This is a genomic window from Hallella seregens ATCC 51272 (genome assembly GCF_000518545.1).
GTDB lineage: Bacteria > Bacteroidota > Bacteroidia > Bacteroidales > Bacteroidaceae > Prevotella > Prevotella seregens.
Genome location: NZ_JADU01000006.1, coordinates 128,436 through 153,595, shown reverse-complemented (window position 1 = coordinate 153,595; position 25,160 = coordinate 128,436). Strand labels below are relative to the sequence as shown.

Genomic DNA, 25,160 nt, shown 5'->3' with positions numbered 1-25,160 from the left:
CCCGCCGTGCCGCAAGCGCGGCTCAGAACAGCGGAGCGGCGTTGCAGGCGTTGGGAGCGCGGATGCGAATGGCCTTGGCCACCGTGGGCGCAATGCGGTCTACGGTGACGGGCGTGGCGACATGGCCGGGCTGTGCGCCCGGGCCCATGAAGATAATGGGGAACGGCATGAAGCCGGCCCGGCTGGTATAAGTCTGTTGGGTGTCTTCGTTGAGCAGTTTCCAGCCCGGCGCCACCTCGATGGCGATGTCGCCGCTGAGCGTGGGACGGAAACCGTTGCGGTATTTCAGGATGTCGGAACCCCCGTCCAACAGGCGCACGCTGGTATATACATCGGCCACGCCCGCGTTCTGAACGAGAAACTCCTGGCTGCGCCCGAGGATGTCGGTCATGCCGATACGCTTCTGCTCGATGAGCTTGTGGTTCAGGTACATCTGGTTGCCGAAGGTCTGTTCCACGTACCGTCCCTGGCCGTAGACGGCCCCGAGGTAGATGTTGAGCAGGTTGGCCGTGCGGTTGATATAGAACGTTCCGGTGGGGATGCGGTACTTGCCGGGGTCGGTTGCAGACTCTTCGGTGTAGCCGGTGGAGGTGACAACGAAGAGCACGCGGTCGAGTGGGACGCGCTGTCCGACGCCGCTGATGAGGCGTTGCAGCGTGTTGTCGAGCTGCAGGTAGACGCTCTCCATCTCGTCCTGCCACTGCCGCACGGGCTTGCCGTCGGCCTTGCCGGCCGAGAGCGTGAGGCAAATCAGGTCGGTGTTGTCGTCCTGCCCGAGGGGTGTGGCGGCGAGTGCGCTGAGCGATGCCGTCACCACGTCGTCGTTGCTGGCCGGTGCGCCGTGGGCGTTCCTGGCGGCGGGCTCGGCCCTGAGCCACGCAGGGGCGGGGGCATAATAGGAAGAAGTCTGCCAGTGTCCGGCCTTATCGAGCCAGAAAGCACCGTCTGCGGCATGGCCGACTGACAGAATGGCCGACTCGCTGTCGGCCGCAAAGGCATAGACCAGCGCGCGTCCGGCAGAGCTGACTTTCAGTTCGTCGCCCACGGTAGAGGTCTCCAGACGGGCCGGAGAAGCCGTGTGCCGGGCGTCGTCCACGCAGCTCACGGGCTGCAAAGTCTGGCGGTCGAGCCAGCGCGAAGCGATGATTCCGTTGTAGTAGGGCGTGGCGCCGGTGGAGAGGGTGGCCGTGGCCGACGCACGATCGACCGGCGAAAAGGGATAGCTGGCATTGTCGTAGACCATGCCGTCGCGCAGCAAACGGCGGAAACCGTCCGCATGACAGAGCGGGGCAAAGGCCTCCATGTAGTCAGAGCGCAGCTGGTCGATGGTGACGCTGACCACCAGCCGCGGTGCCAGCTGGTAGGCTTGCATCTCGGCCGACGTGAGGGCCGCCAGTATAAAGGCCAGGTATCTCATGGGCTATTGCTGCTTGTATATGAATCGTTTGCTCGTGGTTCTGCAGAGCAAACACAGTGCCAAAAAGACGGCGCCCTCGGCATAGTCCTGAAAAAAGCCACCCGCGAGGAACAGCAGGAGGCATGCCGAGAGCACGTCCCAGCCGCGGTGGAAGCGGCCGCGGAGGGTGCGGGCGGCAAGAGGATAGACCAAAGCGAGGGCGATGGGGTTGAGCAGCAGGATCTGCAAGTTGAAACTCACCGTGGGATGCTGCGAGAAAACCATGGCCAGCAACACGAGGCCGGCCAGCCCGTCGAGAGTGAAGAGCACCACATCGACCAGCCAAAAAGCCTTGCCGCGGCGCAGCTCGTACAGCGTGACGAGGGCCGCGAGCACGAAAAGGGCGGCAAAAAGCAGGCGCGGCGTGAGGCTGTCCCACAGCCCGGAATCCGCCGACGGGGCATTGGCGGCGTTGGGCCGCAGCAGGACGACGGTGGAATCGACCAGCGGATGGCGGCGGCCCGTGGCGTCGATGACGGTGGCCCGGGCGAAGTCGTGCCGCAGCGAGTCGGGCAGAAACTGCTGCTGCACATAGTCGGTGGGTGCGTCGGCGCGCATGCCCAGCAGCAGGTCGTTGCCGAATCGGGCCCAGCGATGCCCAGCGTTCCACTGGTGAATCATGTCGCGGTAGGAGGTGGTGACAGCCGGATCGACGGCATAAGCCACGCGCCCGTCCAGATGGCCGACGAGTATGTCGCGGGCCCTCGTGGTGCAGTTGTCGTAGAAATAGTTGTAGCGGTACGTGCGGTTGGCCGGCAAGTAGTTCTCGTAGACGGCCTGGAGGATGGCTGCTTTCTCGCCGGGCGAGAGGCGGAGCGTCTGCTGCACCACACCGCGGCCGTTGCGGGCATACTCCATGAGGAACATGGGGAACGGCTGGATGCCCATCTCATAGTCGGTGAGGCCAAAGACAAAGCGCAGTGCAAAATACTTCTGCCCGAAGCTGAACATGCCGTAGTTGACGGCCAAGTCCTGCTGGCGGGCGGGGTCGCGCAGCCGTATGGCCGTGTGGCCGTAGAGGCTCCACACCTCGTTGCCCGGCGAACAAGTGAGCAGACTGATTTCCACGCTGTCCATTCCGTGGTCGCGGCTGCCGTCGCCGGTGGCCCGTGCACCCGGTGTTAAGAAAACAAAAACCGCCAGAAAAAGTATTCTTAAAAGACTATCCAAACGTTTCACGATGCAAAAATACCTTATTATTTCCGGTTAACGTGCTTTTGTTCCGTTTTTTTTCAATACTTTTGCAGTTGGCTATTTCAACACGGGCTGGCGTTTTTCGCTTCCGGCCCGGCGCAACGAAACATTCAGAACATGAAGAGATACCTCGCAACTGCCATCGTGATAGCAGTCTCTGTACAGGCTGCCCTGGCCCAGAGCAGCACCAATTCCCCTTACAGCCAGTATGGTCTGGGCATTCTTTCAGACCAGTCTTCGGGTTTCAGCCGCGGCATGAACGGCCTCAGCCTCGGCTTTCACGAGCACAATCAGGTGAACTATCTGAACCCCGCCTCCTATTCCTCGCTCGACAGTCTCTCGTTCATCTTCGATGCAGGTGTGTCAGGCCAGGTGACCAACTTCAAGGAGGGGGGCAACCGGCTGAACGCCAACAGCTCCAGTTTTGAGTATGTCATGGCCGGGTTCCGGGCGTTGCGCCACGTGGGCGTGAGCTTCGGCGTGCTGCCCTACACCAACATCGGCTACTCCTACTCCAGTTCGCAGCGGGTGGGCGGCAGCGGCACCACCGTGGCCACCAACACTTACAGCGGCACGGGCGGGCTACACCAGATCTACCTCGGCGTGGGCTGGGAGCCCCTGCGAGGGCTTGCCGTCGGCGTGAACGGCAGCTATATCTACGGCGAATACACGCGCACCGTGGCCAACAGCTACAGCGACAGCTATGCCAACACCCTGACAAAGCGATACACGGCCGACGTGAGGAATTTCAAAATAGACTTCGGCGCACAGTACACGGCCCGCCTGACGAAGAAAGACGAGCTGACGCTGGGCGTGACCTACGGCCTGGGCCGCAAGATTGGCGGCGACCCGAAGCTCGAGATCATCTCGACCAACGCCCAGACTAAAGTGGCCGATACCGCCACTTTCAACGGCTCGAACGGCGGCAAACTGCAGCTCGAGATTCCGCGAACGCTGGGCGTGGGCCTGATGCTGAACCACGACAACAGCCTGAAACTGGGCGTGGACTACACGCTGCAGAAGTGGGGCAGCGTGGAGATGCCTGTCTACCAGGCGAGCGACGCCGGCCAGAAAGTCACCTACAGCATGCGCCCGGGCTACTACAGCGACCGCCACAAGCTCACCGCGGGAGCCGACTTCTGCCCCCAGGGGCAGAGCCGGAGGCTGATGCGCCGCGTGCACTACAGGGCCGGCGTGGCCTATGCCACACCTTATTATTATATCAACGGGCAGGACGGCCCCAAGGAGCTCAGCGCCAGTCTGGGCTTCGGCATTCCCATCATCAACGGCTACAACAACCGCTCGCAGCTGAACGTCGGCGTGCAATGGGTGCGCCAGTCGGCCCGCAACTACATCACGGAGAACAGCTTCCGCCTCAACATCGGCATCACGTTCAACGAGCGTTGGTTTGCCAAATGGAAAGTGGAGTAATCGCTGCACGGGGTTTGAAAGCCAAGAACTACATGCCGAGCCTGCTGGCCGCCGCGCTCGTGCTCTTCGGTTGTGAGGAGCAAAAGGAGCACACGGCCGGCGCCATACACAGCCGCGACTCGGTGGCCGTGATGACCACGTGGGGCGTGAACACCCTCATCTCCGACTCGGGCGTCATCAAATACCGCATCGTGACCGAGCGGTGGGAGGTGAACCAGGCGAAGAATCCCTCGCGCTGGACTTTCGACAAGGGCCTCTTTCTGGAACAGTTCGACGACAAATTCCACGTCCAGTCCTACGTGCAGTGCGACACAGCCTACTATTACGACCAGCTGCACCTGTGGGAATTGCGCTCGCGCGTGCGCGTGCTCACCAAGGACGGACTGCGTTTTGCCAGCGAGCAACTCTTCTGGGACGAGAACCGCCACGAGCTCTACTCCTACGTTTTCTCCCGCCTCGTCACCCCCGAGCGCACGCTGCAGGGCACCTACTTCCGCTCCGACGAGAAGATGACGCGCTACTACGTGTCCAACTCGCGCGGCTCTTTCGAGCGCGGCGACGTGGACGGCACGGGCTCGTCGACCGATTCGGCCCGCGCGGTGCAGGACAGCCTGCAGATGAGCCGCCGCCGGCAGGCGGTGCCCATGCGCAACACCGGTAATCCCTAAACGCTTCAGACGTGGAACAACCAAACCTTACTCTCATTGCCAACATCGCCCTGGCGATGGTGCTCAGCGCCTTTTTCTCGGGCATGGAGATAGCCTTTGTGTCCAGCAACCGCATGCTCGTCGAGATGGACAGAGAGAAGAACGGGCTCGCGCAGAAAGCCATATCGTTCTTCTATCGCCACGCCAACGGCTTCGTTTCGACCATGCTTGTGGGCAACAATATCGTGCTCGTGGTGTATGGCATTCTCTTTGCCCGGCTCTTCGACAGCACGCTCTTCGCGGGCATGGAACCCGGCGTTCAGCTCACCCTCGACACCGTGCTCTCCACGCTTGTGGTGCTCTTCACGGGCGAATTTCTGCCCAAAACCTTCTTCAAGAGCAATCCCAACACGCTGCTCACCCTCTTTGCCCCCGTGGCTTTCGGGTTCTACATCGTGCTGTGGCCCGTCAGCAAGGTAGCCACAGCCATGGCCCGCGGGCTGCTGCGCGTGGCGGGCATCCGCCTCGACTACGACTCCGACGGGGAGGGATTCACCAAGGTAGACCTGGACTATCTGGTGCAGTCGTCCATCGACAACGCGCCCGACGAGGAGACCATCGACGACGAAGTGAAGATATTCCAGAACGCCCTCGAGTTCCCTGACATCCGTGTGCGCGACTGCATGATACCGCGCACCGAGATACATGCCGTAGACATGGACGACTGTACGCTCGAGCAACTCATGCAGATGTTCGTGGAGAGCGGCAACTCCAAAATCATTGTCTATAAGGAAGACATCGACCATATCGTGGGCTATATCCACAGCCACGAGATGTTTCGGCGGCCCGTGCGCTGGCAAGACCACGTGCGCACGCTGCCTTTCGTGCCCGAGACCATGGCCGCGCAGAAGCTCATGCGCACTTTTTTGCAGCAGAAAAAGAGCCTCGGCGTGGTGGTCGACGAGTTCGGCGGCACCAGCGGGCTGGTGGCTCTGGAGGACATTGTGGAGGAAATCTTCGGCGACATCCAGGACGAGCACGACACCGAGAACTACACGGCACGACAGACCGAGAACGGCGACTACATCCTCTCGGCCCGGCTCGAGATAGACAAGGTGAACGAAATGTTCGGCCTCGACCTGCCCGAGAGCGACGAATACATGACGCTCGGCGGGCTCATCCTGCACGAATACCAGAGCTTTCCCAAGCTCAACGAAGAGGTGCGCGTGGGCCGTTTCGTCTTCAAAATCATCAAGAACACCATGACCAAGATAGAGCTCGTGCGGCTCCGCGTGGACGCGGTGCGGTAGGCCCGCCCGGCGACGGCGGCACGGCCCCTCCGCGACGGCACCGTAACCGCGCCGCGACGACGGTGCAATCGCGCGGCGTCTGCGGCGTGTTTGCGCGGCGTCTGCGGTGCAATCGCAGGGCGTTTACAGCACAGCGATTTTGCCCCTGCGGCGTTGCCGCGGGGGCATATTGTGTGCACGGTGCGCATTTTCTTGGGGAAACGTGCCTTGATTTGACGGATATTTCGTAAATTTGTACGCCTTTTGTAGGCTCAAGCCTCTTAAACCCGGAGCAAGAATAAAACAATAAAATAAAATCATTTAAAACAAATGGCAGCATTAGGAAAAATCAGAAGCAGGGGCATCACGCTGATCGTCATCATCGGTCTGGGCCTGTTTGCTTTTATCGCCGAGGAAGCCTTTCGTTCTTGCGAGTCGTCTCGCAACAACCAGCGCCAGCAGATCGGTGAAGTGTTAGGTGAGAAAATTGGCTACGAAGAGTTCGCCAAGCTCGTGGACGAGGCCCAGGAGGCCATGAAGCTCATGGGCCAAGAGAACATGAACGACGACCAGCTGAACCAGCTCCGCGACCAGGTGTGGCAGAGCTACGTGCAGTATCAGATCATCAAGAACGAGTGCGACAAGCTCGGCCTGACCGTCACCGACGGCGAAATGCAGAACGTACTCAATGAGGGCACCAACCAGATGCTGCTCTCCACCCCCTTTGTCAACCGCCAGACGGGCCGCTTCGACGCCAACCAGCTCAAGCAATTCCTGGCCCAATACAAGAGCCAAAAGAACGCCAACCCCCAGATGTCGGAGCAGATGCAGGCCATCTACAAGTACTGGGCATACGTGGAGAAGTCGCTGCGCCAGCAGTTGCTCATCCAGAAATACAACGGGTTGCTGGCCCATTGCTTCCTTTCCAATCCCGTGGAGGCCAAGATGAGCTTCGACGAGGAGAGCCAGGAGAGCCAGATTCAGCTCGCCGCTTGGTCCTACGCCAGCGTGCAGGACGCCAAGGTGCAGGTGACCGACGCCGACCTGAAAGCCAAGTACGATGAAATGAAGGGCCGCTTCCAGCAGTATGTGGAGAGCCGCGACATCAAGTACGTAGACGTGCAGATCAGCGCCTCGGCCGCCGACCGCGCCGCCCTGCGCAAGCAGTTCGACGGCTATGCCAAGGAGCTGGCCGCCGCCGCCGACCCCTCCGACGTGGTGCGCAAGAGCACTTCCGAGGTGCCTTGGCTGGGCGTACCCGTGGGCAAGGAGGCCCTGCCCACCGACGTTGCCGCCAAGCTCGACTCCATGTCGGTCGGCCAGACGCTCGGCCCCGTGGAGAACATGCAGGACAATACACTCAATATTGTGAAGCTCGTGGCACGCCAGCAGCTGCCCGACTCGGTGCAGTTCCGCGCCATTCAGGTGGGCGGCGCCACCCCCGACGAGGCCCATCAGCGGGCCGACTCCGTGTATGTTGCACTGACTGCTGGGGCCGACTTTGCCACGCTGGCCAAGAAATACGGGCAGGACGGCAAGGAGCAGTGGCTCACCACACGCCAGTATGAATACTCCAACTCCATGGACAAGGAGACCAAGGGCTACCTGAACGACCTGCTCACGCTCGGCGTCGGCCAGGCCAAGAACGTGCAGCTCACGCAGGGCAACCTCATCATCCAGGTGCTCGACCGCCGCAACATGATCGACAAGTACACCGTGGCTGTGGTGAAGAAGCCCATCGACTACTCCCGCGAGACGCGCAGCGTAGCCTTCAACAAGTTCAGCTCCTTTGTCAGTGCCAACCAGACGGCGGCCGATATAGAGAGAAATGCCGTGAAGAGCGGCTACAGGGTGCAGGAGCTCAAGGACGTGACCACCGCCCAGCATAACCTTGCTGGCATTCGCTCCACCCGTGACGCGCTGAAGTGGCTCTTCGATGCCGACGAGGGTGCAGTGTCTCAAATGTACGAGTGCGGCGACAACGGCAACAACCTGCTGCTCGTCGTCTGCGACAAGATACACCCCATTGGCTACCGTGGCCTCGACGATCCGCAGGTCAAGGAAATGGTCAGACAGGAGGTGATGCGCGACAAAAAGGCCGACCAACTCTTGGCCAAGGCCAAGGGTGCAGGCAGCATGGCCGCCGCCAAGGCCAAGGGAGCCATGGTGTCTACGGTGAACCAGGTGACCTTCGCAGCCCCTGTATTCGTGCAGTCCACCGGTGCCAGCGAGCCCGCTCTGAGCGGTGCTGTCTATGCCACCAAGCAGGGAGCCTTCGGCAGCCACCCTGTGAAAGGACTGGCCGGAGTGTACCGCTTCCAGGTGGTGAAGCGTTCGAGGAACGCCGCTAAGTTCGACGAGAAGCAGCAGGAAACGAAACTTCGCCAGAAGTCCATGCAGTATGCGGCCAACTTTATGAACGAGCTCTACATCAAAGCCAACGTCGTAGACAACCGCTACCTCTTCTTCTAAACACGGGCTTGCCCGTTGCAACGCAAGAAACCACGCCTCCCGGGTAACCGGAGGCGTGGTTTCTTGCGTTTGGTGGAAAACGGTTTGGGAGTGCCGCTGCGGACTCGTTCGCCCAAGGCGGCGGGGCGGAGGATGTGCCGCGGTGGGCTTGTGTGCCCAAGGCGGCATTGCCGCGTGCGTGTGGCTGCGGGCTTGTCGCGGCTGTGGCTGCGCGCGGCGGTCAGAGTTTCATCCGTCTGCGCCGGTCAATGTACCACTTGGCGAGGAAATAAAGCAGGGCCACGGCCACAAGCGTCATGACCGCGAGCTTGATGTATTCGCCGTATTCCATGATTTTGTCGTTCAGCTTTTCCTCGGGCACCACGGCGTGCAGGTACCAGCCCAGCCCGGCCAGGATGATGTTCCAGCAGCCTGCACCGAGCGTGGTGTAGAGCAGGAACTTCCAGTAAGTCATCTTGGCCAGCCCGGCAGGAATGGAAATCAGGTGACGGATGCCCGGGAGCAGGCGGCCCGTGATGGTGGCCACCATGCCGTGGTCGTTGAAGTATTTCTCGCTGTGCTCCACCTTTTTCTGGTTCAGCATGCACAGACGGCCCCAGCGGCTGTTGGCAAATCGGTAGATGATGGGGCGGCCCAGGTAGTATCCGGCCACGTAGTTGATGGTGGCTCCGCAGTCGGCCCCGAGGGTGGCGGCCAGAATGACGATCCAGATGTCGAGGTTGCCGCCCGCGGCATGATAGGCTGCCGGCGAGACCACGAGCTCTGACGGCACGGGGATTACCGTGCTCTCCAGCAGCATCAGCAGGAATACAGTGCCATAGTTCAGGTTGTCGAGAAGCGATGAGAGGATGTTCATAATGGTGTGTGGGGGATTGATGGGTGTGATGGGTTATGGGTGTCGGTGTCGCCGGAGGGCCGTGCGGCCATGTCGGGATGGGTCAGCGCGTAGCGGTAGTAGTCGGCGGGCGCGATGTGGCTGGGGAAGAGATCGGCCAGTCCTTGCAGTGTCTCGTCGCCGTTGCGCTCGACGGCGGTGCGCAGATGGCGCAGGAAATCCTCGCGCTGGCCCAGCCGGTGGTCGCACAGTGCCAGGTACACCCACACGTCGGGCCACTCGTCGCCCGTGTCGCCGCCGGCCATCTCGCCGAAGATTTGGCGGGCCAGAGCTGGGTGTTCGCTGCCGAAAGCCGATGTGGCAAAGAAGAACTGGCCGCGTTTCTGCTCCTTGGGGTCGGTGGCGGCCATGGCTTTGCGGTAGTGGGCCACGGCCTGGGGCTCGTCGCCTTGCCGCAGGAACACGTAGGCCCGTAGCATGTCTTGTTCGGCCATGCTGCCGCCATCGCGCGCAATCTGGTCGATCACGTCGAACGCAAGGCCGTAGTTTCCCATGGCCGCATGTGTGTAGCACTTGTTGCAGAGAATCTCGAAATAGGTGCCGGAACCCGGTGTCGAGAGCCGTTCGGCCTGTTCCAGATAGGGCAAGGCCTCGGCGCTGCGGTTCTGAAGGGAGAGCACACTGGCGATGCCCATGCTGCCGGCCTCGTCGTAGGGCTGTAGCGAGGCAAAGAGACGGTAGTATCTTAGTGCCTCGTCATAGTTCTGAAGCATCATCAAACTGTTGGCCTTGTTGATGACGGCGTCGGGGTTTCGGGCGTTGATGGCCAAGGCGAAGTCGCTGCTCTCGAGCGAACCCGAGGGGTTGTTGGCCATGTACTGGGCCGAGGCCAACTCGTTCCAATACTCGATGCAATAGGGATCACGGTCGATGAGATGGTTGAAAATCTTCTCGCTCCGCTCGTATTGGCCGGTGCCCATGGCTATCTGTCCTTCAATCTCCCGGTAGTCGTCGAAGTCGGTGTCCTGGCATTTGGCCAGCCATTTTTCGGCCAGTTCGTAGTTGCTGTACGAGGAAAACAGCCCCGCTGCGTCCAGCCGGAAGTCCTCCAAATCGTCCTCGTCCACCTGCGCTTCGCGGGCTGCAAGGTAGCTGTCGGCCTCCTCGTCCTGCTCGCGTGCCAGCATAATCTCGGCTGTGATGTAGTAGTATTCCAGCTCGTCCGTGTCGTTCACCTGGTGCGTCAGCTGCTCGGCCTTGTCTGCATTGTTCTCGTATTGCAGGGCGATGCGGGCGCGGAAGAGCAGCGGGTCGGCCGCCCCGGGGAACATGGCCATGGCTTGTTCGGCCGTGGCAATGGCCTCGTCCACACGGCTGTGCTGATAGTAATATTCAGCGATGTCGGTGAGTTCGTCGGACTCCAAGTAGATGGAGCCGCCCGCTTTGCAGGCTGCTTCATACTGGTGGAGCGTTTCGAGGAACTCCTTGTCGTAGCGTTTGTCGTCCAAAGTTTACTTGTTTTGTTTGGCCCAAGTGTCTTTCAGCCCCACGGTTTTGTTGAATACCGGGGCCTCTTGGGTGCCGTCCGGGTCGGCCATGAAGTAGCCGATGCGCTGGAACTGCAGGTATTCGCCGGGCCGTTTCCGGGCGGCATAGCTCTCCACGAAGCAGTTGCGGTCGGTGCGCAAGGAGTCGGGATTGAGCAGTTCGTGGAAGTCGCGCTCGTCGGCCGACGGGTTCTCCACGGAGAAGAGACGGTCGTATTCTCTCACCTCGGCCTTGACGCAGTGGTCCGTGCTCACCCAATGGAGGGTGCCCTTTACCTTGCGGTCGGCACCCGGCAAACCGCTGCGGCTCTCGGGATCGTACTCGGCCTGAATCTCCACCACGTTGCCTTCGGCGTCCTTGGTACAGCCCGTGCACTTCACGATGTAGGCGTTTTTGAGCCTCACCTCCCGGCCGGGGCTCATGCGGAAGAACTTTTTCGGCGCGTCTTCCATGAAGTCGGCCCGCTCCATCCACAGGTTGCGCGAGAACGTGATGGCGTGCGTGCCGCTGTTTTCGTCCTCGGGATTGTCCACGGCCTCCATGTCCTCGCTGCGGCCCTCGGGGTAGTTGGTGATGACAAGTCGCACCGGATCGAGCACGGCCGACACGCGCACGGCCCTCTTGTTCAGGTCTTCGCGCACGGCTGCTTCGAGCAGAGCCATGTCGTTCAGCGCGTCGAACTTAGTGTAGCCGATGGACTTGATGAAGTTTTTCACCGATTCCGGCGAGTATCCGCGGCGTCGCATGCCGCAGAGTGTAGGCATGCGGGGGTCGTCCCAACCGTTGACCAGGTGCTCGTCCACCAAGGCGTGGAGCTTGCGTTTCGACATCATGGTGTAGGTGAGATTCAGTCGGTTGAACTCAATCTGACGGGGGCGGAAGTCGTCGATGCCCCGTGCAGCCGTGCCGTCGCACTCCTTAAGGAAGTCCACCAACTTGTCGTAAAGCGGACGATGAGGCACAAATTCCAGTGTGCATATCGAGTGGGTCACGCCCTCGAAATAGTCGCTTTGCCCGTGGGCGAAGTCGTACATCGGGTAGCAATGCCACTTCGTGCCGGTGCGATGATGGGGTGTTTGGATGATGCGATAGATGACGGGGTCGCGGAAGTGCATGTTATCGTTGGCCATGTCGAGCTTGGCCCGCAGCACCATCGAGCCCTCGACGGCCTCCGGCGTGTTCATTTTCTCGAACAGTTGGAGGTTCTCTTCCACGGGCCGGTTGCGGTAGGGGCTGTCGGTTCCCGGCGTGGTGGGGGTGCCTTTCTGTGCGGCAATCTGCTCCGAGGTCTGCTCATCGACGTAGGCCAGACCCTTGCGAATGAGCCAAACGGCGAAGTCCCACAGCTTCTGAAAGTAGTCGGAGGCGTAATAAATGTCGCCCCATTTGAATCCCAGCCAGCTGATGTCGTTCAGAATATTCTCCACATATTCCGTATTTTCCTTGGACGGATTAGTGTCGTCGAAGCGTAGGTTGCACACGCCGTGGTATCTTTCGGCCACGCCGAAGTCCATGCAAATGGCCTTGGCATGGCCGATATGGAGGTATCCGTTGGGCTCCGGGGGGAAGCGAGTCTGGATGCGTCCGCCGTTCTTTCCCTTTGCCAAATCCTCCTCTACGAGCTGTTCCACGAAGCTCAGACTCCGTTTTTCTTCACCCGTATTGCTTTCCTTAATGTCCATATTCCTGTTAATTGATTATATTTGCAAAGTTAGTCATTTCTCCATAATTTATAAGTGAAAGGTTCAAAAACATTTGCAAGTGTCATTAAAAAGTTTTATCTTTGCAACCGTTATCCTGAATACAATCTTTTTACCTTAACGAAAGGCTAATACCTATTGAGAATGAATGGCATGCGCTGTGAAGCGGATGCCATTTTCTTTTTGGGTGCTTCTCTCGCGGGAAGCCTATTTGATTCCGTGTTTGTTCAAGGCGTCGGCGTAGCGGTGGGCGTTGTCCATGTGCTCGGCGTAGGTTCGAGCAAAGTTGTGCGTGCCGCTGAAGTCCTCCTTGGCACACATGTAGAGGTAGTCGTGACGCACCAGATTGAGCACGGCATCAATGCCGGCGACCGACGGAATGCGTATCGGGCCCGGCGGAAGACCGGGGAAACGGTAGGTGTTGTAGGGGCTGTCGATGCGCAGCAGACTGTTGTAGATGCGCTTCAGGGCGAAGTTTTGCCAGGCGAACTTGATGGTGGGGTCGGCCTGCAGGGGCATGCCCTCGGGATATTCAGCGTCGCGCAGCATGAGCCTGTTGTAGTACATGCCGGCAATCATCGGCTTCTCGGCGTTGTTGGCAGTCTCTTCATCGACGATGCTGGCCAGCGTGACGACCTGCAACGGCGAGAGCCCGAGGCTTTTGGCCTTGGTCGTTCGTTCCTCGTTCCAGAAGTGGCGGTTCTCCTTTTGCATACGCTCCATGAGGGCTTCGGCCGATGTATTCCAGTAGATGTTGTAGGTATTGGGGATGAAGAGGGCGGCGATGGTGGCCGTGTCGTAACCATAACGCCGGCACACCGCCTCGTCGGTGAAGGCGCGGGCCAGCCGCGCGCTGTCCACCATGAGCCGCGCACCCAGCGTGCCGGCCAGGTCCTGCATGGTGCGCACGCTGGGCACAGTGAGGGCCAGAGGCTCTTGCATGCCGTTCTTGATGTGGCGGAACAGGCTGAAAGCCCCGGTCGTCGGGGTCACGGCATAGCGTCCCGTGTGCACGTGCTTGGCCAGGTTGCTGTGGCGCGAGAGAGTGCTGAAAGCGTGTAGGCTGTGCTTTTGGGCGACAGTTCCCAGTTTGGCCATGAGCGAGTCGTAGTTGTCGTCCTCGTCAATGCAGACATAACAGGTCTCGGCCTTGCCCGTGAACGAGGTGAAGAAGTAGTAGTAGCCCAGTCCGGCCATGAGCAACAGGCAGAGTGCGGCCGGCAGGAGGTATTTTCTTTTCATGTCTTTCTTCATGATTTTTGTCGTCTTTTTAAACGGTGCAAAGGTACGCCAAAACGGCGACATGGCAAAACTTTCGACTTCCAACTTTCGTGTCGGCGGCGGCATTTTGGCGTCGTTTTTTGTGCTTCACTTCGTTTCTTTGTCGTAACTTTGCAGCATGAAACTCCAATTCAGCATTTCCTATCGGGCGCCCTTCGGCCAGTCGGTGCACGTGTGCCTGCGTTATCTGGACGCCGGGGGCCACGGCCGCAGCCTCGACCTGCCCATGCACACCGACGACGGCACGCTGTGGCGGCTTGAGACCACGGCCCGCCCGCTGCCCCGCCAGGCCGTGCGCTACCTGGCGTACCACTATCAGGTGGAGGACGACGCGGGCCGCCTGATGCGCCGTGAGTGGGCCGCCGTGCCGCGTCTCTACTGTTGCGACGAGTCGCGCAACTACATTTTCGAGGACATCTGGCGTGACCTCTCGCTGCAACACTATCTCTTTGCCGTCCGCCGGCCCCGCCGCCCGCTGATGCGCCTGTGCGACGTGCCGCAGTTCAACCGCTCGGTCATCTTCCGCGTGTCGGCTCCCCACGTGCCGGCGGGCCGCTCCGTGGCCCTGCTGGGCAGCGACGCCGCCCTGGGAGCATGGAGCGAAAAGCGCTATTTGCAGATGTATCCGGTGGGCGATGGCGACTGGATGCTCTCTATCAACGCCTACGCACTGGGGCTGCCCGTGGCGTTCAAGTATGTGGTGGTGGACGACCATACGCACGACATCGTGGAGTGGGAGCGGGGCGACAACCGCCGCACCGCACTGCGACGGCTGGAGACGGGCGACCAGCTCGTGGTCTACGGCGGCAACGTGCGCACCGCCACGACGCTGACCTTTCACGACGAACTGCTGAACGAAGACCATACGACCGACTATGACTTACGAGAGCTATATATTTGATTTGGACGGCACTCTGCTCGATACGCTGGGTGATCTGGCGGCGAGCTGCAACTATGCGCTGTGCGTTCACGGCCTGCCCGAGCGCACGGTGGAGGAGGTGAGGCGCTTCGTGGGCAACGGCGTGAGGAAGCTCATGGAGCGTGCCGTGCCTGAGGGGTGCCCCCAGGCGCAGTTCGACGAGGTGTATGCCGCCTTCCGACGGCACTATCTTGACCACAGCCTGGACACCACGCGGCCCTACGACGGCGTGCCCGAACTGCTGGCCGAGCTGCGTCGGCGCGGCCGCCGCGTGGCCGTGGTGAGCAACAAGTTCTACGCTGCCACGCAGGCCTTGGTGCGCCACTTCTTCGGCGACGAGGTGGCCGTGGCCATCGGCGAACGCGAAAACATCCGCCGCAAACCCGCCCCCGACACCGTGCTCGAGGCCCTGCGCCAGCTGGGAATGCCCCTTGAAACTGCCGTCTACATCGGCGACAGCGACGTCGACATCGACACGGCACGCAACTGCGGCATGCCCTGCATCAGCGTGCTCTGGGGGTTCCGCGACGAGCCGTTCCTGCGGGCCCACGGCGCCGCCACGCTGGTGCGCCGCCCCGAGGACATCCTCGCCCTCGGCTGAACGGCGGCCATCCCGCCGCCGTCTGCACCTCCGGCCGGGACCTCCGGCCGCCCTTTCGCCGCTCCACACGCAGAAAGCCCGCTCTAAAAGGAGCGGGCTTCTATGTTTGTTTGGAATAAGTCGGGATTGTGTTAAGCCTCGGCCTTCTTGGTCTTGGCGGCGTAATCCTCGGGCGAAAGCACCGACACGGTGCTCTTGTCGCGGACTCCTCTGTGGAAGTACACCACGCCGTCGGCCAGGGCATACAGCGTATCGTCCTTGCCTTGCCCCACATTCTCGCCGGGGAAGTGCTTGTTGCCGCGCTGGCGAACGATGATGTTGCCGGCCACAATCTTCTGTCCACCCCAAATCTTGACGCCCAGACGCTGTGAAGCCGACTCGCGTCCGTTCTTAGAACTACCTACACCTTTCTTATGTGCCATGATGAATTCCTCCTGATTTAAGCGATTACTTGTTTAACTTCTACCTCTGTGAACTGGCTGCGGTGGCCGTTGCGCTTGCGCGAGTCCTTGCGGCGCTTCATCTTGAAAACAATGATTTTGTCGCCCTTGACCAGCGGGTTCACCACTTCTACAACCACTTTGGCACCTTCCACTTGCGGTGCGCCGACAGTCACTGCTCCCTCTTTGTCTACGAGCAGCACCTTGTCAAACTCAACAGTCTTGCCGGCCTCCACATCCTTGATGTGGTGCACGAAGAGCTTCTTGCCCTCCTCGACCTTGAACTGCTGACCGTTAATCTCTACAATTGCGTACATGTTTATTTATAAAAAACGGGTTTCTCCGCAAGGCGAGTGGCCTGACGCCCCTGCTTTTTCGGGCCTCCACGGAATGAATCAGCTGCAAAATTACGAAAAAAGACCGACATGCACGTTGCCGTGCCATGGATTTCTTTCCGAATTATAAGAATTTAACAAAAAGGCTGCCGCCCGGATTTCGTGGTCCGATGCGGCAGCCCTGCCTCTATGTTCTACCTGTTGAGAAGTCTCTATGCACATCCGTAAGACCCGCCGCGGAGCAGCCCCTCGCCGTATATGCGCATGCAGGCGGCGTAGCTGCGCACCACTTTGGACCATACGTTTCTCATGTTGTTCATCAAATTTTTCATCTTTCTTTTCCTTTCTTTTCTTGGGGCACGCACGTGTGCCCGATGTTATCCTGCAATCTTCTTGCCTGTATATGTTCACTTTGTCGGGTGCAAAGGTAGGGCCATTCTTCGGTACGTGCAACAGTTTTGCCCGTTTTTCTGCTTTTTTCGGGGCCGAATTTGACGTGGGTCAACCCGCGGGGGCCCTGCGCTTGACATGGGTCAAGCCCCGCGGCCAATCTCCGGACGGCTGCCAACTTGTCGGTCTCCGCCTTGTGGTGAATCTTCGGACGCAGCCCCCTCGCCGCCGGTGCGGGCCGTCGTGGGCGGCATATATATAATAAGGTGTAGGTGCGCCGCGCCGCAATTGCGCCGTGGGGGCTCTGCGATTGCGCCGTATTCGCCCCGCGTTTACGCCGCAGCGGCCTTGCGTTTGCACCGTTGTCGCCTCGCGATTGCGCCGTGGCCGTAGGACCATCTTGCCGCGGAGCCCCGCACCCGCCGCCGTGGCGGCCCGCACTTGCCACCGTGGCCGTAGGGCCGGCCGTGCCTGGAGGCGGTGGCAGGGCCGGCCGGAGCCCTGCGCACGCTCGTTTTCTGCCGCCAAGGCGGCTGTTTCAAAATAATTTCGCTTACGGCTTGTTTTTTAACGAAATGATAACATAATATTGAGATAATTTACTTAATTTTGCACAAGAAAGGTAAAAGACGGGGTCTCTGCCCCAAGGTTTTAATTTTAATTTAATATCATCTTATGCAGAAAAGATTGTTCTTTCTGATGGCCATGGTATTGATGTTTGCCGCATCAATGACGGCCCAGATCACAACTTCTGGTATCAATGGTAGGGTCACGGCCGGCGGCGAGGACGTCGTTGGAGCCACGATCGAGGCCATCCACACGCCTTCGGGCACGCGCTATCAGGCCGTGACCAATGCAAAAGGCATGTACACCATCAACGGCATGCGCCCCGGCGGCCCTTACGAGGTGCGCATCAGCTACATCGGCTACCAGACCAAGGATGTGAAAGGGGTCACCCTTCAGCTGGGCGAGACCTACAGCCTGAACAGCTCGCTCACCGAGGACGCGCAGCAGCTGGGCGAGATTGTGGTGTCGGCCAAGGCCACGAAGTTCACCACGGAGAAGACCGGCGCCTCGACAAACATCTCCAATGACCAGATGCTCAACATGCCGACCGTCAGCCGCAGCATCACCGACATCACCCGTCTTTCGCCCTACGGCGGCAACGGCATGAGCTTCGGCGGCACCGACGGCCGCACGGCCAACTTCACGGTAGACGGTGCCAGCTTCAACAACAACTTCGGACTGAGCAGCCGGCTGCCCGGCGGCGGCAACCCCATCTCCATCGACGCCATCCAGGAAATGCAGGTGGTGGTGTCGCCTTTCGACGTGCGCCAGACCAATTTCATCGGCGGCGGCGTGAACGCCATCACCAAGTCGGGCACCAATACCTACAAGGGAACGGCCTACATCTACCACCGCAACGAGCAGATGCGCGGCGACGCCGTGGACCATGAGGCCATTGCCGGCGCCCGCGAGACCGACCGCAGCACCACCTACGGCATGACCTTTGGCGGCCCCATCCTCAAGGACAAGCTCTTCTTCTTCGTCAACGGCGAGATGAGTGTCACGCCCACTGTGGTCAATCGTTGGCGCGGCTCCGAGAATGGAGTGGCCGATGCCGACAACTATGTGTCGCGCACCACGCTGTCCGACCTGCAGAAAGTGTCCGACTTTGTGAGGCAGAAGTACGGTTACGACACGGGCAGTTACACCAATTTCCCTGCCGATGAGAAGAACTACAAGCTGTTGGCCCGTCTCGACTGGAACATCAACAACATGCACCATCTGGCTTTCCGCTACAACTACACGAAGAATCGCGCCTGGAATTCGCCCAACGCCACGTCGATGGACGGCGGCTCGCGCGTGTCGGGCGCACGCCTCTCGCAGTATTCCATGGCCTATGCCAACACCATGTATGCCATGGACAACCTGGTGCATTCGTTCTCGCTCGACCTCAACAGCCGCTTCTCAGACAACCTGTCCAACCAGTTCTTGGCCACCTATTCCAAGCTCGACGACCTGCGTGCAAGCAACTCGAGCGAGTTCCCTTTCATTGATATTCTCAAGGACGGACAGGCCTACATCTCGCTCGGATACGAGCTCTTCACCTGGAACAACGCCGTGCACAACAAGGTGTGGAACGTCAAGGACGACCTTACCTACTATGCCGGCAACCACAAAATCATCGGTGGACTGAGCTTTGAGCACCAGATGGCCGACAATCAGTACATGCGCAACGGAACGGGCTACTACCGCTACGACTCGCTCGACGACTTCCTCAACGGGGGTACGCCCGAGATTGTGTGTCTCACCTACGGCTACAACGGCGTGGGCAACCCCGCCGCACGCGTGCAGTTCAACAAGGCCGGCGTCTACGCGCAGGACGAGTGGACCGTGAACGACCGCTTCAAGCTGACCTACGGACTGCGTCTCGATGGCCTCTTCTTCGACAACGGCGACCTGACAACCAACAAGGCCATCTACGAGCTGGACTACTTCGGCCGCCACATCGACACCGGCAAGTGGCCCTCGTCAAGCCTCACCGTGTCGCCCCGCGTGGGCTTCACCTGGGACGTGCTGGGCGACAAGAGCCTCAAGCTGCGCGGTGGTTCGGGCCTCTTCTCGGGCCGGCTGCCCCTCGTGTTCTTCACCAACATGCCCACCAATTCGGGCATGGTGCAGTACCAGGCACAGCTCAACGCCAGGACAAAAGTGTATGACGGCAAGAAGAAACAGACGCTCATGCCCTCGTACACCGGCCCCACCACGACCGATGCCGACGGCAGCCGGTACATCGACATGACGCAGTTTGCCGGCGGCCTCGTCACCGAGGGCGGGCAAGCCTCGGCCGCAGCCCTCTACAACAAGCTGGCCAGCCTGGGCTATCCCACGACCATCACCCCTGAGGAGGGCACCGTTCCCTCGGCCATCTCGGGCGTAGACCCCAAGTTCAAGATGCCGCAGGTGTGGAAAACGTCGCTGGCCGTGGACTACTCTTTCCCCGTGGGCTTCCCCCTCTCCATGACCGTCGAGGGCATTTTCAACAAGACAGTCTACGGCGTGATGCTGAGCGACTGGAGCGTGCCCAGCGTGGACGGCTTCGCCCGGCTCAATGGAGCCGACGCGCGTCCCCTGTTCCCCAAGGGCTTCCAGCGCAACGTGTCGGCCTACATGTTGGAGAACACTCACAAGGGCTACGGCTGGATCTTCAACGCCAGCGTGAACGCACGCCCCGTGGAGAGCCTCGAACTCATGGCCGCCTACACCCACACCGTGTCCAAGGAAATCACCGGCATGCCCGGCTCCAACGCCTCGTCCGTGCTCAACTACATGGCCACCGTGGACGGTCCCAACCACGTGAGGCTGCACAATTCGCAGTATGTCACGCCCGACCGCTTCGTGGCTTCCATCACCTCGCACGACAAGAGCGGCAACCACTACAGCCTCATCTACGAGACTTGGCGCGGCGGTTACAACTACTCTTACATGACAACCAACGACATGAACGGCGACGGCTACAACTATGATGCCATCTATGTGCCCACCGACGCCCAGGTGGCCAACAACGAATTCCGTTTCAAAACCGAGGACGACAAGGCTCGTTTCATGGACTATGTGCATGCCAACGGCTACCTGAAAGGCCGTCAAGGCAAGTATGCCGAGGCCTACAGCGTGTACAATCCCTGGGTGCACCGCATCGATTTCAGCTACAAGCACGACTTCAAGCTCAACGTGGCGAAGACCAAGCACGTGCTCCAGCTCAGCTTTGACATGAAGAATGTGCTCAACTTCTTCAACTCAAGCTGGGGCGTGATGAAGACGCTCAACCCCGAGATAGGCAACGAAGCCCGCATCCTCAACTACGAGGGCGTGGACGCCGACGGCTATGCCACTTTCTCTACGCCGAGCTCCATCAACGGCAACACCAAGACCTGGACCCCCAACCACGCCATCGGCCAGTGCTGGTACGCCTCCATCGGCATCAAGTACATGTTCAATTAATGTTTAAACCGAAGACTCAATCATGAAAATCAAACATATCATTCCGGCTCTGTTCGGGCTGCTGGCCATGCTGACGGGCTGCTCGGACGACTATGTAAAGGATGCGCTCGGAAACCTTCAGGTCTCTAAATCGTATGTGACCATCCCCGTCAAGGGTGGCGCAGATACCATCACCGTGACCGCTACGGGCGACTGGACGCTGGAGAAAGTGGTGTCCAAGGACGACTCCCTGAAGTGGCTCGGCATCTCGAAGGTTGCGGGGGCAGCCGGCGAAACCGAGCTCGTCTTCTCGGCTGCAGCCGAGCCCGGCGGGCGTGCCGGCGAGGTGCTGCTCCACTGCAACGGCCAGACGCAGCACCTGAACATCCAGCAGGGCGTGGTCAAACCGGCCGACGTGACCTGCGCCGAGGTGATTGCCGGACCCAACAACAAGAGCTATCGTGTGACGGGTATCTGTACAGGCATCTCCAATACCGTCTACGGCAACTGGTATCTCACCGATGCTACAGGCCAGATCTACATCTACGGCACGCTCGACGCCAAGAAAGCCGAGAAGAATTTTGCCAGCCTCGGCATCGAGGTGGGCGATGAAATTACCGTCACCGGCCCCAAGAAGACCTATGGAACAACCGTCGAACTGGTGAATGTTACCGTGGAGAAGATCAACAAGTCGCTCATCAAGGTGGACTCCACCGAGGTGGCCGGCACCGTGGGCAACACGTTGCCGCTCGAGGGCGGCGAGCTGGTGGCCCATCTTACGTGCAAGGGTCAGGGCGTGTCGGTCGGCATTCCCGAGGACGCCAAGGAGTGGCTCTCCATCTCTTCCATCAAGCAAAGCGGCACCACGGCCACCGTCATCTTCAAGGTTGCGGCCAATGCGGGCGGTGATCGCACCACTACCATCACCTTCAGCACCACCGATGGCAAGAAAGAATACTCGTCGACCGCCGAGCTTGTACAGAAAGGAGCCATCGTGGCCGCTACCGTGGCCGAGTTCAATGCCGCCCCGGTGGGCAATACGATGTACCGCCTGACGGGTGTCATCTCCAAGGTGGACGATGCCGCCAAGGGCCGTTTCCACATCAAAGACTTCTCCGGAGAGACCTATGTCTACGGTTTCCCGAACTTCCCGGCCACGGGCGCCAAGGAGGGAGACATCGTTACTCTCGTGGGCAAGCGCGGCCAATACAAGGAGGTTATTGAGATGCTCACACCCACGTTGGAGAAACTTCAGGCCGTTGCCGAGGTGTCGGTGGCCGAGTTCCTGACCAAGGCCGACGACCTGAACGTATATTATAAGGTGTCGGGCAAGGTGGCAAACATCAAGAATACCACCTACGGCAACTTCGATTTGGAGAGCGGCGACGCCAAGGTTTACGTCTACGGCTGCATGCCCGGCTATGGCGCTACGGGCGATGCAAAGAAGAATTTCCTCACGACGGCCGGCATTGCCGAGGGCAACGAAATCACGATGATAGGCTATAAAACGACCTATAAGGGTACGATTCAGATGGGCGGCGGCTTCTTCTTCTCGAAGAAGTAAGCCCGGCGAGCCGTCTGACACCGGAACCGGGTGACCCGCAGGGCCGCCCGATACCGACAAACAAGAAAGTGGAAGCCCCTGCATGGAGTTTCCACTTTCTGATTGTCTTTGCAACTGCGCCGTGCAGACCCGCTGGGGCGGCGGCCGGAAAGCTTTTAAAACAAACGTTATGATTATCGATTTCGACAAGATTCCAGAGACCCATGTCGAGGGTTTCAAGGGTGGGCAAGGCCGTCTCGACACCCGCAACTACGCAGACGACAAGGTGAAAATCATGTATTCCACGCTACGTCCCGGGGCTTCCAGCGGGCTGCACACCCACGAGGGCAACTGCGAGGTGGTGTTCGTCGTAAGCGGTGTGGCCACGTTCCACTACGACGGCACGGTGGAGGAGTGCCGCGCCGGCCAGTGCCACTATTGCCCGATGGGGCACAGCCACTACATGGAAAACCTGACCGACCACGACCTCGTCTACTTCGCCGTGGTGCCCAAGCACCGTTAAATCACGAACTTCTTGCCGCCGCGGATGTAGATGCCGTGGGGCAAACCGTCGGCCGAAGTGCCGACACAGCGGCCGTCGATGGTATAAATCTTGTCCGTCGACGGCCGTTTGTCGTCTGTGCGGCGGTCGATGCCGGTGGCGGCCACCCGTTTCAGGTAGTCGAAGTAGACGGCCCCATCCTTGTAATTGATGTTGTAAATCGGTGTCTCGGCGGCCGCCGTCCACCACGCGCCGTTGGGCAAACCGCCGCCTTGGGCGAAGCTCGCGTCCTCCCTGAACAGGTCGCCGTGCAGGCTCTCGGCGTATTGCCGCGAGGTAATGCCGAATCCCGGCTTCTTGTTGTTGACGCGATAGCTGGTGAGCAGTGTGCCGTCGGCCGGCACAACAGTCATGCGCGGTGCGCCCACGGCGTTGTTCACGGTGTTGTTGGAGAGCATGAAGCTGTTGTCATAATTCACGTGATAGACGAGCAATCCGCGTGTTTGGGGGTTGTAGCTCGAGCCCACGCGGGCCATGCGCACGTTCCAACCCTTGTCCTCGAAGAGCTGGAGCACGTAGTATTCGCGGGCATTCGTGGGATTGACAACCTTTACGGCATGCCCGCCCTCGAAGATATTGGTGAGCCGGTACTGCCCGGCTTCGGTGATGGGGCGTATCTCTCCCCAGCCCATGGCCTCGCGCTCCCAGGCGGTGTAGGCCGTGGGACAGTAGCCGCGGTAGACGTATTCGCCGCTGTCCATCAGGCTCCAGTCCTCCATGCCCTGGTTGTCCATGCCCTGTGCCCTGCCTGCCGTGGGGTAGAAGTCGGGCAGACCGAGGCAGTGTGAGAACTCATGGCAGAAGAGTCCGATGCCGTTAATGCGCCTGATGGCCGTGGAGTCGGTGTGGTCTTCGTTGTAGATGTAGCCGTTGACACCCTCGTATCCCAGCAGCTCGTTGCTGATGCCGCAGCGGTTGATGCCCTTGCCGTCGTACTTTTTGCCGCTCGATCCCCACATGGCCTTGGGCCACATGGTCTCCACCGGACCGCCCGAACTCTGGCCATAACCGGCATAAATGACGTACACCAGGTCGATGTTGCCGTCGCCGTCGCCGTCGTATTGGGCAAGGTCCACGGAGTCGACCACGGCCGTGCAGGCGTCTGCCACGAGCTCTGAAGCGCGTTCATCCTGCCCGTTGTCACTGGTTCCGCCATAGTAAGCCATGTTTCGGGGCAGGGTGATGGGGCCGTAAATGTCGAACTGTGGCGCAAAGGTCGAGTCGCTTTGGGCCATGAAATACTGCCTCACGCTGCCGCGGTTGTACTGCTCGCCATGCCCCATGTCCACGGGCCCGGCAGGCGATGTGCCGTTGAGGTACTGGTCGAAGGAGGCCCGCGGGTTGGGCAAGGTGAAGGGCTGGTCGGGATATTGGGCCAGAATCACCACGGCGCGGGGCGACCCCGTGTGGGGAAAGAGGTTGGCTGCCGGGGCGATGGGCTCCCTGTGGCGGGCGGCCTTGCGGTGTGCGGCGGCGGCGCGGGTCTCGATTTGCTCGGCTGTGACGCCGGCCGGCTCGAAGTCGTTGCCCTTGCGGCGCAGCACGTTGCCCTGCAGATCGGTGTACCAATTGAAGTGTTCGTCGCCGTGGAGCACGACGGTAATCTGGCTTCCGTCGCTCTGTGTAAAGGTCATGGGGTAGGGCCAGGCCTTGCAGGCGTGCATGGCAGAGGCCGAGAACAGGCCGATGGCCAGGGTGAAAATGGTTTTCTTCATGTTGTTTTGGTGTTGGGGTAAGAGGTTAATGTGAAGTGTGTGGCCGGCCAAAGAAGTACTGGCCTTTGTGCCGCGTGCGCCGTCCGTACTCGATGGCGTGGTGCGGGCAGTGGTGGTAACAGGCAAAGCAGGTGAGGCACGAGCCGTCGTGCCGCCACCGGGGCTCGTGCCCCAAGCCGCCCACCACGTCGCCAACAGGGCATACGTCGGCGCAGATGCCGCACTTCACGCAGCGCGAACTGTCCACGCGAAAGGGCCCGTCGGTGATGAGACAGTGCACGAAGAAGCTGCCGAGGAGCCGCGAGTTGACGCGCGGCCAGCGGCCGACGTCGAGCCGGGGGCGGCTGCTGCGCCGGGCCACGATGTCGGCCGTGTAGGCTTTCAGCCGCGCGGCGGCCTCCTGCTGCTTGCGCTTCTCGTTGGCGGCGGTGTCCACATCCATGAACGGAAGTCCCACGTACGACTCGGGCATGAGCAGCGAGAAGACGGCGTCGAGCCCGATGCCGCGGGCCCGCAGGTCGGCCTCGAAGAGGCGCATGGTCTCCCCGATGGTGTCGCCCGCGGTGCAGAGGGCGTAGACATAGTGGCCCGCGGCCGCTTGCAGACATAGCCTCTCCACGAAGCGGCGCACCGGTTGCGGCGGTCGCCATCCGTGGACGGGGAAGCAGAAGCCCACGCGCTCGCCCGGCTGCAGGTCGCAGACCACGGGTTCCTCAGGACGCTCGGACATGCAGACCAGCGTCTCGCCGGTGGCTTCGGCCAGCCGACAGGCCGCCCATTTGGTGTTGCCGGTGCCTGAAAAATAGAATATCATGCGG

Annotated in this window: 19 protein-coding genes; 9 read left to right on the top strand and 10 right to left on the bottom strand. The window is 60.3% G+C overall.

Annotation, left to right across the window (positions count from 1 at the left end):
* Positions 1 to 22: 22 nt before the first annotated feature.
* Both L888_RS0102360 and L888_RS0102355 read right to left on the bottom strand, forming a co-directional pair.
* Positions 23 to 1,417 (bottom strand): alkaline phosphatase family protein, encoded by a 1,395-nt coding sequence (locus L888_RS0102360; protein ID WP_027951721.1) that lies wholly within the window; start codon positions 1,415 to 1,417, stop codon positions 23 to 25.
* Positions 1,418 to 1,420: 3 nt separating this feature from the next.
* Positions 1,421 to 2,635, bottom strand: coding sequence for an Lnb N-terminal periplasmic domain-containing protein (locus L888_RS0102355; protein ID WP_027951720.1), 1,215 nt, complete (start codon positions 2,633 to 2,635; stop codon positions 1,421 to 1,423).
* Positions 2,636 to 2,767: 132 nt separating this feature from the next.
* Between L888_RS0102355 and L888_RS0102350 the strand changes: the two genes are divergently transcribed.
* The 4 genes from L888_RS0102350 (at position 2,768) to L888_RS0102335 (ending at position 8,489) form a co-directional block, all read left to right on the top strand.
* Complete coding sequence (locus L888_RS0102350) at positions 2,768 to 4,081, top strand: hypothetical protein (protein WP_027951719.1); 1,314 nt, start codon at positions 2,768 to 2,770, stop codon at positions 4,079 to 4,081.
* Between the two features lie 32 nt (positions 4,082 to 4,113).
* A complete protein-coding gene (locus tag L888_RS0102345; protein ID WP_027951718.1) occupies positions 4,114 to 4,749 on the top strand; it encodes an LptA/OstA family protein in 636 nt (211 codons plus the stop codon).
* 56 nt (positions 4,750 to 4,805) lie between these two features.
* A complete protein-coding gene (locus L888_RS0102340) occupies positions 4,806 to 6,038 on the top strand; it encodes a hemolysin family protein (RefSeq protein ID WP_044248431.1) in 1,233 nt (410 codons plus the stop codon).
* A 309-nt stretch (positions 6,039 to 6,347) separates the two neighbouring features.
* Entirely contained in the window at positions 6,348 to 8,489 is a 2,142-nt protein-coding gene (locus L888_RS0102335) for a peptidylprolyl isomerase (protein ID WP_027951716.1), read from the top strand.
* Between the two features lie 220 nt (positions 8,490 to 8,709).
* Here the strand turns inward: L888_RS0102335 and L888_RS0102330 are convergent, their stop codons facing one another.
* The 4 genes from L888_RS0102330 to mltG form a co-directional block, all read right to left on the bottom strand.
* Entirely contained in the window at positions 8,710 to 9,345 is a 636-nt protein-coding gene (locus L888_RS0102330; protein ID WP_027951715.1) for a DedA family protein, read from the bottom strand.
* Positions 9,342 to 10,832, bottom strand: coding sequence for a tetratricopeptide repeat protein (locus L888_RS0102325; protein ID WP_027951714.1), 1,491 nt, complete (start codon positions 10,830 to 10,832; stop codon positions 9,342 to 9,344). Before L888_RS0102325 ends, L888_RS0102330 begins: the two co-directional genes overlap by 4 nt.
* Before the next feature lie 3 nt (positions 10,833 to 10,835).
* Complete coding sequence (locus tag L888_RS0102320; protein ID WP_027951713.1) at positions 10,836 to 12,554, bottom strand: glutamine--tRNA ligase/YqeY domain fusion protein; 1,719 nt, start codon at positions 12,552 to 12,554, stop codon at positions 10,836 to 10,838.
* A 225-nt stretch (positions 12,555 to 12,779) separates the two neighbouring features.
* Positions 12,780 to 13,826: an endolytic transglycosylase MltG gene (gene mltG, locus L888_RS0102315; RefSeq protein WP_027951712.1), complete on the bottom strand. Its 1,047-nt coding sequence runs from the start codon at positions 13,824 to 13,826 to the stop codon at positions 12,780 to 12,782.
* Positions 13,827 to 13,971: 145 nt separating this feature from the next.
* Here mltG and L888_RS0102305 point away from each other — a divergent pair, with 145 nt between their 5' ends.
* A complete protein-coding gene (locus tag L888_RS0102305; RefSeq protein ID WP_005846915.1) occupies positions 13,972 to 14,754 on the top strand; it encodes a carbohydrate-binding module family 20 domain-containing protein in 783 nt (260 codons plus the stop codon).
* Positions 14,729 to 15,373, top strand: coding sequence for an HAD family hydrolase (locus L888_RS0102300; RefSeq protein WP_027951711.1), 645 nt, complete (start codon positions 14,729 to 14,731; stop codon positions 15,371 to 15,373). The genes L888_RS0102305 and L888_RS0102300 overlap by 26 nt, the downstream gene beginning before the upstream one ends.
* A 131-nt stretch (positions 15,374 to 15,504) precedes the next feature.
* Here the strand turns inward: L888_RS0102300 and rpmA are convergent, their stop codons facing one another.
* A complete protein-coding gene (gene rpmA, locus L888_RS0102295; RefSeq protein WP_005846911.1) occupies positions 15,505 to 15,795 on the bottom strand; it encodes a 50S ribosomal protein L27 in 291 nt (96 codons plus the stop codon).
* A gap of 17 nt (positions 15,796 to 15,812) precedes the next feature.
* The gene (gene rplU, locus L888_RS0102290) at positions 15,813 to 16,130 is read right to left on the bottom strand and encodes a 50S ribosomal protein L21 (RefSeq protein WP_005846909.1); all 318 of its coding nucleotides are present in this window, start codon (positions 16,128 to 16,130) and stop codon (positions 15,813 to 15,815) included.
* Between the two features lie 1,083 nt (positions 16,131 to 17,213).
* Between rplU and L888_RS0102280 the strand changes: the two genes are divergently transcribed.
* The 3 genes from L888_RS0102280 to L888_RS0102270 all read left to right on the top strand — a co-directional run bounded on the left by L888_RS0102280 (position 17,214) and on the right by L888_RS0102270 (position 22,588).
* Positions 17,214 to 20,543: a TonB-dependent receptor gene (locus L888_RS0102280; RefSeq protein ID WP_027951710.1), complete on the top strand. Its 3,330-nt coding sequence runs from the start codon at positions 17,214 to 17,216 to the stop codon at positions 20,541 to 20,543.
* Positions 20,544 to 20,565: 22 nt separating this feature from the next.
* Positions 20,566 to 22,086 carry a BACON domain-containing protein gene (locus L888_RS0102275; protein ID WP_027951709.1) on the top strand — a complete coding sequence of 507 codons (1,521 nt, stop codon included), beginning with the start codon at positions 20,566 to 20,568 and terminating at the stop codon, positions 22,084 to 22,086.
* Between the two features lie 169 nt (positions 22,087 to 22,255).
* Positions 22,256 to 22,588, top strand: a complete 333-nt coding sequence (locus tag L888_RS0102270; protein ID WP_027951708.1) for a cupin domain-containing protein — start codon at positions 22,256 to 22,258, stop codon at positions 22,586 to 22,588.
* Here L888_RS0102270 and L888_RS0102265 read toward each other — a convergent pair.
* Positions 22,585 to 24,342 carry a M6 family metalloprotease domain-containing protein gene (locus L888_RS0102265; protein WP_027951707.1) on the bottom strand — a complete coding sequence of 586 codons (1,758 nt, stop codon included), beginning with the start codon at positions 24,340 to 24,342 and terminating at the stop codon, positions 22,585 to 22,587. The genes L888_RS0102270 and L888_RS0102265 overlap by 4 nt on opposite strands.
* A gap of 25 nt (positions 24,343 to 24,367) precedes the next feature.
* Complete coding sequence (locus tag L888_RS0102260) at positions 24,368 to 25,156, bottom strand: EFR1 family ferrodoxin (protein ID WP_027951706.1); 789 nt, start codon at positions 25,154 to 25,156, stop codon at positions 24,368 to 24,370.
* Positions 25,157 to 25,160 lie beyond the last annotated feature (4 nt).